This window comes from Euryhalocaulis sp. (assembly GCF_013911995.1).
GTDB lineage: Bacteria > Pseudomonadota > Alphaproteobacteria > Caulobacterales > Maricaulaceae > Euryhalocaulis > Euryhalocaulis caribicus.
Genome location: NZ_JACESD010000020.1, coordinates 38,667 through 49,198, shown reverse-complemented (window position 1 = coordinate 49,198; position 10,532 = coordinate 38,667). Strand labels below are relative to the sequence as shown.

Here is a 10,532-nt window from a genome sequence, read left to right as displayed (position 1 = left end):
CTGGTCCTCGCCGGGGGCTCTGTCTATGGCCACGCCGTCCGCGGCGGCGAGGCCATAGACAGAGCCCCCGGCGAGGACCAGCGCGTCCACGGCCTCCACAAGCGTGTCAGGGGCCAGGGCGTCGGTCTCCCGCGTGCCCGGCCCGCCGCCGCGCACGTCCACGGCGCAGACCGCGCGCGCCTCCGGATAGAGGACGGTGACCCCGGTCCGGGCGCCGGCGTCTTCCGCCTGTCCGACCAGCAGGCCGGGCGTATCGGTAATCAGGTTTCTTGCGCCGGGCCGGGCCATACGGTTTCGCCCCTTTCATGACGGTGTCGCGCCGCTATGCTCGCCCTAAACCACAGGAGCCTTCAAGCATGATCCGTTTTTTCCTCTCCGCCGCTTTCCTCGCCGGCTGCGCCGCGCCGCAATCTGATGCTCAGGTCGCGGCCGATCCCGCGCCCGCGGAAACCATGGCGGACGGCGGCATGGTGGCCGCGGCAAACCCGCACGCGGTCGAGGCGGGTCTGGAAATTCTGCGCGCGGGCGGGGGCGCGGCTGACGCGGCGGTGGCCGTGCAGGCGGCGCTGGGACTGGTGGAGCCGCAAAGCTCGGGAATCGGCGGCGGGGGCTTCCTGGTCTATTTCGACGCCGCCACGCAGGACGTGACCGTCTATGACGGGCGGGAGCGCGCCCCGGCGGCGGCCACGGAGCGCCTCTTCTATGGCGAGGATGGCGAGTTGATGGGGTTCGTCGAGGCCTGGATGTCCGGCCGCGCGCCGGGCGTTCCGGGCGCGGTGGACGCCCTGCGTCTGGCGCAGGCCGATCATGGCCGGCTCGAATGGAGCGCCCTGTTCGATTATTCGGTCAAGCTGGCCGAGACCGGGTTCGAGGTTTCGCCGCGGCTGAACAATCTCCTCGTCCGTCTGGGCGAATTCGGGCCGCTGGACGAACGGCCGGGCACGGCCACGTATTTCTATGACGCGCGCGGCGAGGCGCGGCCTGTTGGCTATGTTCTGAAAAACCCCGACTATGCCTGGACGCTGCGGTCTATCGCCGACAATCCGCGCGCCCTGCTGGACAGCGATATTGCCGGAGACATCGTCACCGCCGCCCGGGGCGCGCCGCATGGCAGTCTGCTGACGGTGGAGGATCTGAACGCCTATGAGGCGCAGAAGGAAGACGCCGTCTGCCGCCCGTATCGGGTCTGGCTGGTCTGCTCCGCCCCGCCGCCGTCATCGGGCGGGGTGGCTATCAATTCGGCGCTGGAAATTCTGGAAAATTCCCCGATCCGCGAAAACGGGCCGGACACCGCCGCCGGCTGGCATTACCTGATCGAAGCGATGCGCCTGGCTTATGCGGATCGTGACCGCTATGTCGCCGATCCCGAATATGCCGACGTGCCGGTCGATGCGCTGCTGGACGAGGCCTATCTCGCCCGCCGCGCCGCGCTGGTCTCCGCTGACGCCGCGATCAAGGGCATGGAAGCGGGCGATCCTTTCGCCGGATCGGAGACCTATGGCGAGGACACGACCGAGCCGGCGCCCGGCACCAGCCATTTCGTGATTGTCGACGGCGCCGGGAACGTGGTTTCCATGACCACGACTGTGGAATCTGCCTTCGGCTCCCACATTTTCACCAATGGCTTCCTGCTCAATAACCAGCTCACCGATTTCGCGCGCGAGGCTTATGACGAGGAAGGCCGGCTGCTGGCCAATGCGCCGGCGGGCGGCAAGCGGCCGCGTTCCTCCATGTCGCCGGTCATCGTGCTGGATCGCGAAACCGGGGAGTTTGTTCTGGCGGCCGGGTCGCCCGGCGGCAATTCGATCATCGCCTATGTGCTGAAGACCGTGGTGGGCGTGCTGGACTGGGGCCTGACGCCGCAACAGGCGGCGGAGCTGCCCAATGTCATCGCGCGCGGGGAAACCGTGCGCATCGACGAAGGTTTTTCGCCGGAGATCGCAGAGGCGCTGCGCGCCATGGGACATCAGGTGGCGGAGCCTGAAGGCGAAATCTCGGGCATCCATGCAGTGATGAAAACCGATGACGGCCTGATCGGCGCCGCCGATCCGCGGCGCGAAGGTCAGGCCCGCACGCCTTAAGGCGCGGCGGGCGCGCGAACCGCGAAAACGCTGCCCGCCGGCCCGGTCGAGACCAGAACCACATCGCCGCCATTGGCGCGCGCCAGTTCGCGCGCGATGGACAGGCCCAGGCCCGCGCCGCCATTGGCGCCGGAGGCGCCGAACGGCCTGAACAGGGTCTTTTTCGCTTTCTCGGGCACGCCGCCGCCTTCATCGGCCAGCGTCACGACCCAGTCTCCGCCCTCCTGCGCTGCGCTGACCGTCATGACGGGCGTGCGGGCGCGCTCCATGGCGTGCAGGCCATTGCGTATCAGGTTCACCAGAATGCGGTGAAGATGATCGGGATCGAAACTGATCTGCGCGTCCTCAGGGATCTGGTTGCGCCAGACCATGTCCCGGTCGAACGCGCCGGCGTCCGACGCGGCGTCCTCCACGGAGGCTCTAAGCGCCAGGATGCCGGGGGAGGGCGTGCGCTCCTCTGCCTTGCCGTATTTCAGCGTGTCCTCGGTCAGAGAGACGCCGCGCGAGACGGAGCGGACAAGCCGCTCTCCCATTTTACGCACGCGGGGGTCTTCCTCATGCGCCAGCCGGTCCGAGACCAGTTGGGCGGAGGCGAGAATATTGCGGAAATCGTGAGAAATGCGCGCCACCGCCGCGCCAAGCGAGGCCAGCCTGTTGCGCTGGACCAGCGCATGGCGGAGGTCGGACTGCATGTCCGCGAAGGCGCGTTCGGCCTCGCCGATCTCGTCCCGGCGGGCGCTGGGGCGGGTGATAAGCCCGGCGTTCTGCGGGTCGTCGCGGAATCGCGTCATGGCCCGCGACAGCCGCCGGATCGGCCGTACCAGAATGAACAGAAGCGACAGATAGATCAGCGTGGCGGTAATCAGCGAGATCAGAACCGAAAGCCCCAGAATGCGCCAGGAATAGGCGATCAGCGCCTGTTTCAGCGGCTGGTGAAACAGCAGAACCTCGATGAATTCGGCGTCCGTGCCGCTGCGGGGGGCGGCCAGAATGCGCAAGGTCAGGTCTTCGGGCGCGGTCAGGGATCGCAGCGCGCCGCCCATGCCGTTCATCACGGTCTGGTCGCGCAGATCGACCGTTTCCAGCATTTCGGGCATGAAATCCTCGCGGCTGAGGATCAGCTCCCGCATGCCGTTGCGCTTGACCGCGATGGCCTGAACCTCGGCATACATCAGCAATTCGTCCGCCAGATCCTGCGTCACCATGCGGTCCGGCGCGGCCTCCACGGCCAGCGAGGCGGTGATCGCCGCCTGGGCGCGTTCATTCATCCAGTCCAGCCGGAAGGACGCGGCGGAGGGAAAATAGATCAGGATCTCCGCCAGCATCACGAAGGCGATGGTCAGGCCCAGCAGGCGGGCAGGCAGGCCCAGCCACAGGCGCGGCGGCTCCTGCAGGCGGTCCTGGTCCTGAGGGTCAGGGGAATCGGCGGCCTGTCTGTCCATGCCCGGTCCGTTTTTCGTGTGGCCGCGCAGCTTACTGGAAAACCGTAAGAAATCGAGCCAGACGCTTCGCCCACGGGCCGAACACCGCGTCCTCGTAATAGGCGCCGGCGGCGCGCTTGGCCGCCTCCCCACGCGTGGGATAGGCGGGCACGTATTCGGTGAGGGAGCGCACATTGCCGCCCGCTGCGATCACCGCCTGCACGGTCTGCAGCATGTCCGCCGCCCCTTCGCCCAGAATCGATGCGCCCAGGATTTCCCCGCCCTTGCCGACAACCAGTTTCACCCCGCCCTGGACGTCGCCTTCCGCAATGGCGCGGTCATTTTCGTCGAACGCCCATGAAACGGCGCGGACCTTGCCGCCATGTTCCTCGCGCGCTTCCTCTTCGGTCGGGCCAAACCATGCGAATTCCGGCTCCGTGTAGAGCGCGCGGGGGATGATGGCGCTTTCTGCCTTTGTTCGCTGCGCGAAATAGAAATTCCGGATCAGCACGCTGGCGTGCCAGCCGGCGGCGTGGGTCAGCATGTCCAGCCCGGCGGCGTCGCCGGCCGCGAAGACGCGCTTGTTCGTGGTGCACAGCTTGCCGTCCAGCACGAAACCGCGCCCGTCCGTTTCGATCCCCGCCGCTTCCAGTCCCAGATTTTTCGTGCGGATGCGGCGGCCTGTCGACACGAACAGGCGGTCGCCTTCGATAACGCCGGCGGCGTCGGTCTCGACCCGGATCGTATCGCCCTCGGCCGAAATGCATTCGGCTTTGGTCCGGCTGTGAATCGTTACGCCTTCCTCGCGCAGCCGGCCCAGCAGGGCGCCGGCCTGGTCCGGATCGGCGCCGGCCAGAGGCTCCTCCGCCTCGATCACCGTCACCTCGGCGCCCAGACGCCGGAACGCCTGCGACATTTCAAGACCCGCCGCGCCGCCGCCCAGAATAACAAGGTGGCGGGGCCGCTCGGTGATTTCGAACAGGGTCTCGTTGGTCAGATAGGGGGCCGTATCCAGCCCCTCGACCGGCGGAATGAAGGGATCGGCGCCGGTCGCCAGCACGAATCGTTTCGCTTTCACGCGGAAACTGTCCGATTCCATGCAGTCACTGGCCGTGAAGGCCGCGCGTTCCCGCACCACGGTCACGCCCATCTTCTCGAACCGTTCCTGCGAATCGTTGGGCGCAATGGCGGCGATGGCCTTGTGCACATGCGCCATGACTGCGGGGAAATCGATCTCCGGTTCGCCCGCTTTCACGCCCAGCGCGCCCGACCGCCGGATATCTTCCGCCCGCCTGGCGGCGGCCAGCAGCGCCTTGGACGGCACGCAACCGGTATTCAGGCACTCCCCGCCCATCTCGCCGGCCTCGAACAGCACGACCGACAGGCCAAGGCGCGCCGCGCCCGCGGCGACGGAGAGGCCCGCCGCGCCGGCGCCGACAACACAGAGATCAGCTTTGAGCGTTTTCTTTTCCATGGCGCTGGAGATAGGCCGAGCGCATGCGGAAAACCAAGAGGCCGCCGGTCAACAAACCGATCACAATTAGGGGAGCGAGAATGCCCGGACGCGCCAGAAGCGTCAGGTCGAGGTCTTCTCCCGCGGCGATGGCTTCGCCCGCGCCCGCGCCCAGCGCGACCAGCGTCAGCGTGGCCGGGACCAGGCCGATCAGCGAGGCGGCGAAATATTTCGGCAGCGGCACCCGCGCCAGCCCCGCCGCCATGTTCAGGAAGAAATAGGGGATCACCGGCAGGAAGCGGAAGGTCAGGATGGTCATGAAAGCGTTGTCCTCCAGCATCCCCATAACCTTCTTCAATTTCGGCCCGCCGCGTTCCTCGATGGTTCGGCCGACCGCCGTGCGCGCGGCGAAATAGGAGGGCAGGGTCCCCAGAACCGCGCCGGTCATGGCCAGCGCCGAGCCATAGAGAAAGCCGAAGAAGAACCCCGCGGCGGTGACCATCAGCGCCGCGCCGGGCGGCAGCGTGGCCGCAACGACCGCGTAGACCAGCACGAAAAGCACGGCCAGAATCACCGCCGTTCCGGGGCTGGATTGCCATGCGGCGATGGATTCCCGGTGCCCGCGCAGCGCATCCAGCGTCAGCTGGTCGCCCAGCCCCAGCGCCCAGGCCGCTATGCCCGCGCCCAGAAGGATGATAAGCGGCGCCAGGCGCCAGAGCAGATTACGCCCCATAAGGTGTTCTCTATCGCGTTGTTGTGCGGTTGAAGCCTTGACCCCGTGCGGGATGAGGGCTATCTGCCCCGCTTTCAGAAAACAAGCGGCGCAACACATTGAACCGCGGAGGCCAGAGCGATGAAACGTACTTTTCAGCCGAGCAAGATTGTTCGCAAACGCCGTCATGGATTCCGTGCGCGCATGGCCACCAAGGCCGGCCGTCTGGTTCTTGCCCGGCGCCGGGCCAAAGGCCGCAAGAAGCTGTCCGCCTGAGCGGAGAGCCTGCGCCTCTCGCCGCCTTGCCGCGGCTCACTTCCCGTAAGGAATTTCTCTATGTCGCGCGCGGATCGCGCGATGTCCGCCCCTGCGTGATGATCCAGGCGCGGCGCTCTGACGCTGCCGGCGAGGGCGCGCGCATGGGCTTTACCGCCACCAAGAAGATCGGCGGCGCGGTTATTCGCAACCGCGCAAAGCGCCGGCTGCGCGAAGCGGCGCGCGAACTCCTCCCTCAATATGGACTTGCCGGGTGCGACTATGTCTTTATCGCCCGCGGCAAAACGGCTGACTGCGACTGGTCAGCCTTGCTTGACGATTCGAGAAACGCATTGATAAGGCTCGCGCGAATTCTTTCGCGCGATCACAATTAGGGCTCCGTTCGAGGATTTCGGGCGCGAGCGGAGCGAACTTTCATGAACGACCAGAAGAATCTCATTGTCGCCGTCGGCCTGGCCGTCGTCATCCTCGTTATTTACCAGATTTTCGTTCTGGGGCCGCAATCCGACCAGCGCCGCGCGGCGCTGGAGGCGGAGCGCAGCGCGGCGAGCGAAAGCGCGCCCACCGTCTCCGCTGACGAGATACCCTCCGGTCCCGCCGCCATGCGCAGCGTCGAGGAGGTGAGGGCGGATTCAGAGCGCGTGGCGATTGATACGCCCAGCCTGCGCGGCTCGCTGTCGCTGTCCGGCGCGCGGATCGACGATCTCTATCTGAAGAACCACTACAACACCGTCGACGCCAAGGAAGAGCAGGACGCCAGCGAGCAGGTGGAGCTGCTGGTGCCGCGCGGCGCCGACCACGCCTTCTACACCTATCTCGGCTGGGCGACCGTGGAGGGCGGGCCGCAGGGCCTGCCGGGTCTGGATACGCCCTGGCGGCTGGTGGAGGGCGAAACCCTGACCCCGCAGACGCCGGTGACGCTGGAATATGAAAGCGGCGGCCTGAGCTTCCAGCGCGTGATCAGCGTGGACGAGAACTATATGTTCACCGTCCAGCAGCGCGTGACGAACAATTCCGGCTCCGCCGTGGTGCTCAGCCCCTATGGCCAAGTGCGCCGTCATGGCCTGCCGGCCAATTTCGCGCCCTTCTATATCCTGTTTGAAGGCGGGATTGGCTCGGTCGGCGGCGAGCTGAAAGAGAAAAAATACCAGAAGCTGGCCGACGGGACGACGGTTGCCGGCAAGGGTCAGAACGGCTGGGTCGGCATCACCGACAAATACTGGCTGGCCGCAGTGATCCCGCCGCAGGGCGAGACGTTCGATCTGGAGCTGGACGCAATCAGCCCGGCCGGCTCGGACATCTTCGAATCCAGCTACCGCATTCAGGCTTTCTCCCTGGCCCCGGGCCAGAGCCGCGATGTCACCTCGCGCATTTTCACCGGCGCCAAGGAATATGACATCCTCAACGAATATCAGGGGCAGGGCGTGGACCGCTTTGTCTGGGCCATCGACTGGGGCAATTTCTGGTTCCTGACCCGGCCCTTCTTCTGGAGCATCGACAATATCTACGACCTGGTCGGCAATTTCGGCGTCGCGATCCTGATTTTCGTGGTGCTGATCAAGCTGATCATGCTGTTCCCGGCCAACAAGGCCTATGCCTCCATGGCCCGGATGAAGGCGCTGCAGCCCAAGATGAAGGAGCTGCAGGAGCGCTATAAGGACGACCGGCAGAAGCTCAGCCAGGAAATGATGGCGATGTACCGGCGGGAGAAGGTGAACCCGGCCGGCGGTTGCCTGCCCATGCTGATCCAGATCCCGATCTTCTATGCGCTCTACAAGACGATTTTCGTCACGATCGAGATGCGCCACGCCCCGTTCTTTGGCTGGATCCGCGATCTTTCGGCGCCGGACCCGACCCAGATCGGCAATCTGTTCGGCCTTCTGCCCTATGACGCTTCCGCGATTCCGCTGATCGGGGGACCGATCCTGTCCATCGGCATCTGGCCGATCATCATGGGCCTGACGATGTGGGGCGTGCAGTCGCTGAACCCGCCGCCGGGCGACAAGATGCAGGCGCGGATTTTCGCCATGATGCCCATTATCTTCACCTTCATCCTGGCGCGTTTCGCCGCCGGTCTGGTGATCTACTGGGCGTGGAACAACCTGCTGACGCTGATCCAGCAATATTTCATCATGCGCCGCCACGGCGTGGAGACACAGGCCGACAAGCTGCTGGCCCGCCTCCGCGGCCGCAAAGCGGAGAATGAAGGCTGAACGCGCCCGCCTTCAAACCCGAATTCGAGCCCGCGCAGATGCAGGCGGGGGAGCGCCTGTTCGCGCGCCCGATCGATTTCGTGCGCGGCGTGACGCGGCTGGAAGACCTCCCGCATGAGGAATGGCCGGAAACCGCGTTTGCCGGGCGCTCCAATGTCGGCAAGTCCTCGCTGCTGAACGCGCTGACCAACCGCAAGAGTCTCGCCCGCACATCCGGCGATCCGGGGCGCACGCGGGAGCTGAACTTCTTTGACGCGGGCGGCGAGCTGTTCCTCGTTGACCTGCCGGGCTATGGCTATGCCCGCGCCCCGAAGACCGAAGTGAAGCGCTGGACGGCCCTGACCCGCGACTATCTGCGCGGCCGCCCGACTCTGAAACGCGTTTTCCTGCTGATAGACTCCCGCCACGGCATCAAGGCGGTGGATGAGTCGATCATGGATGTTCTGGACGAAGCGGCGGTCTCCTATCAGCTGGTGCTGACCAAGACCGACAAGCTCAAGCGCCCGGAAGTGGACAAGCGGCTGGCCGAGACCTCGGCGAAGATCGCCCGGCGCCCGGCCGCGCACCCCGTCATCCACGCCACCTCGTCCTCCAAGACGCTGGGCCTTGGCGAATTGCGCGCGGAGATCGCCGCGCTGGCGATCCAGTGATCCGTTCCGCGCTTCTCGCCCTGGCGCTGTCCGCGGCGGGCGGCGGCGCGGCGAATGCGTGGGACCTTTGCAACGAAACCAGCTTCATCCTTGAGGCCGCCGTCGCCTATCAGGACAGCGGCGCCATCATGACCGAGGGCTGGTACCGCATCCGCCCCGGCGAATGCGTGGAAGGCGGGCCGGAGGACGTCATCGGCCCGCGCTTTGTCTATGCCCGTTCGGCGCTGGCCCATCGCGGCGGCCGGCGCGAATGGCAGGGTCTGGAGGCGCTGTGCGCCGATAGCGGCGATTTCCTGCTGCCGGGCGACGCCAATTGCGAGGCGGAGGGGCTGGAAACCCTGTTCTTCAACGCCGTCAGCCCCGCCGCCGAGGATTCCACCTTCGTCGAGCCCGCAGATTATGGCGACAAGGCGGAGCTGGCGGGCTTCCAGCGGCTGGCCGGGGATGCGGGCGGCGATTTGAGCATGGAATCGCTTTCCGAGAGCCGCGCCGTGCGCGCCGCGGAAACCGTGCTGGCCAATGAGAAGGGCGCGCGTCCGGAGGACCGCGCCGCCTGGATGGACTGGCTGGAAACCGTTGCCCGCGAACAGCGCGAGGCGGAAGGCCTCAGCATCTGCAATCAGGCGGACCGGACCATCTGGACCGCCTATGGGCGCGAGGACGAGGATACGGGCCGTTCGCGCGGCTGGTGGTCCATCGCCCCCCGGGCCTGCGCCAAGGTGCTGGGCGAGCCGCTGCAGGCCGCCGGCAAGTATTTCATCTATGCCGGCCTTCCCGCGGACGACCCGGCGGCTGACGACCACATGCTGCTGTCCGCGACCGAGGCTTTCTGCCTGGCCCCCACCCGGTTTTCCATCAATGGCCGGGAGGAGTGCTCCGACCGCGGCTATGACGAGGGCCGCTTCATGCGCGTCGCCACGGGCGAAGACCGCGGCGTGACCATCACGCTTGGCCCCGGCGATTTCGAAGGCGCGGAGGAGCCGGAAGACCGCCCGGCGCTGCGCCGGTGAGCGCCCCCGATTTCAGCCATGTCGAGGCTTGGGTCTTCGATCTCGACAACACCCTCTATCCCAGCGAATGCGATCTGTTCGCCCAGATCGACGTGCGCATGCGCGACTGGGTGGCAGATTTCCTGAAAGTTTCGCCGGACGAGGCGCGCATTATCCAGAAGCGTTATTACGCCGATCACGGCACAACGCTGAAGGGCCTGATGGCCGTGCACGGCGCCGATCCGGGGCCGTACCTGGACTATGTGCACGAGATCGAGCTGGACGTGCTGGAGCATGACGCCCTGCTGGCCGAGCGCATCGCCGCGCTGCCCGGCGCGCGCGTCGTGTTCACCAACGGCTCGGTCCGCCATGCCGAACGCGTGCTGGAGAAGCGCGGTCTGGCCGATCTCTTCGACGCCATTTTCGACATTCAGGCCGCCGGTTTCGAGCCTAAACCCGCCCGCATCGCGTTCGACCGCATGGCGAAGGCCACCGGCGTAGCGCCGCGGCGCGCGGCGATGTTCGAGGATCTGGCCCGCAATCTGGAGCCCGCCGCCGAACTCGGCTTCACCACCGTTCTGGTGACTACGGGTAAGGACTGGAGCCATGAGCCGGAGGGCGCGCGCCCCGCCGCCGCGGGCGAGGCGCCGGACTTCGTCGACCACGTCACCGACGACCTGACTGCGTTTCTGGGCGATCTGAAGGTCAGGAAGGCGGCTTGACCGTTCGGCCCCCCT

General features: G+C 66.4%; 11 protein-coding genes. 7 read left to right on the top strand and 4 right to left on the bottom strand.

What is annotated here, in order from left to right; genetic code table 11:
• The coding region (locus tag H2040_RS07315) for a P1 family peptidase (RefSeq protein ID WP_287156392.1) at nt 1-288 on the bottom strand (288 nt) is incomplete at its 3' end.
• Nucleotides 289-356: 68 nt separating this feature from the next.
• Between H2040_RS07315 and ggt the strand changes: the two genes are divergently transcribed.
• Entirely contained in the window at nt 357-2,081 is a 1,725-nt protein-coding gene (ggt, locus tag H2040_RS07310) for a gamma-glutamyltransferase (protein WP_287156390.1), read from the top strand.
• Here ggt and H2040_RS07305 read toward each other — a convergent pair.
• The 3 genes from H2040_RS07305 to H2040_RS07295 are packed head-to-tail and all read right to left on the bottom strand — an operon-like array spanning nt 2,078 to nt 5,688.
• Complete coding sequence (locus tag H2040_RS07305; RefSeq protein WP_287156388.1) at nt 2,078-3,523, bottom strand: sensor histidine kinase; 1,446 nt, start codon at nt 3,521-3,523, stop codon at nt 2,078-2,080. The two genes, ggt and H2040_RS07305, sit on opposite strands and share 4 nt — an antisense overlap.
• 31 nt (nt 3,524-3,554) lie before the next feature.
• Nucleotides 3,555-4,976 carry a dihydrolipoyl dehydrogenase family protein gene (locus H2040_RS07300; RefSeq protein WP_287156387.1) on the bottom strand — a complete coding sequence of 474 codons (1,422 nt, stop codon included), beginning with the start codon at nt 4,974-4,976 and terminating at the stop codon, nt 3,555-3,557.
• Entirely contained in the window at nt 4,951-5,688 is a 738-nt protein-coding gene (locus H2040_RS07295; RefSeq protein ID WP_287156385.1) for a TVP38/TMEM64 family protein, read from the bottom strand. Before H2040_RS07295 ends, H2040_RS07300 begins: the two co-directional genes overlap by 26 nt.
• A gap of 120 nt (nt 5,689-5,808) precedes the next feature.
• Between H2040_RS07295 and rpmH the strand changes: the two genes are divergently transcribed.
• From rpmH to H2040_RS07265, 6 genes are read left to right on the top strand one after another with little or no spacing between them, the layout of a single operon-like run.
• Nucleotides 5,809-5,943, top strand: coding sequence for a 50S ribosomal protein L34 (gene rpmH / locus H2040_RS07290; RefSeq protein WP_022697585.1), 135 nt, complete (start codon nt 5,809-5,811; stop codon nt 5,941-5,943).
• Nucleotides 5,944-5,969: 26 nt separating this feature from the next.
• A complete protein-coding gene (gene rnpA / locus H2040_RS07285) occupies nt 5,970-6,317 on the top strand; it encodes a ribonuclease P protein component (RefSeq protein WP_022697586.1) in 348 nt (115 codons plus the stop codon).
• Between the two features lie 42 nt (nt 6,318-6,359).
• Nucleotides 6,360-8,156, top strand: a complete 1,797-nt coding sequence (gene yidC / locus H2040_RS07280) for a membrane protein insertase YidC (protein WP_287156370.1) — start codon at nt 6,360-6,362, stop codon at nt 8,154-8,156.
• A gap of 38 nt (nt 8,157-8,194) precedes the next feature.
• Entirely contained in the window at nt 8,195-8,806 is a 612-nt protein-coding gene (gene yihA, locus H2040_RS07275; RefSeq protein ID WP_022697588.1) for a ribosome biogenesis GTP-binding protein YihA/YsxC, read from the top strand.
• Nucleotides 8,803-9,816 carry a DUF1036 domain-containing protein gene (locus H2040_RS07270; protein WP_287156359.1) on the top strand — a complete coding sequence of 338 codons (1,014 nt, stop codon included), beginning with the start codon at nt 8,803-8,805 and terminating at the stop codon, nt 9,814-9,816. The genes yihA and H2040_RS07270 overlap by 4 nt, the downstream gene beginning before the upstream one ends.
• Entirely contained in the window at nt 9,813-10,517 is a 705-nt protein-coding gene (locus H2040_RS07265) for a pyrimidine 5'-nucleotidase (protein ID WP_022697590.1), read from the top strand. Before H2040_RS07270 ends, H2040_RS07265 begins: the two co-directional genes overlap by 4 nt.
• Nucleotides 10,518-10,532 lie beyond the last annotated feature (15 nt).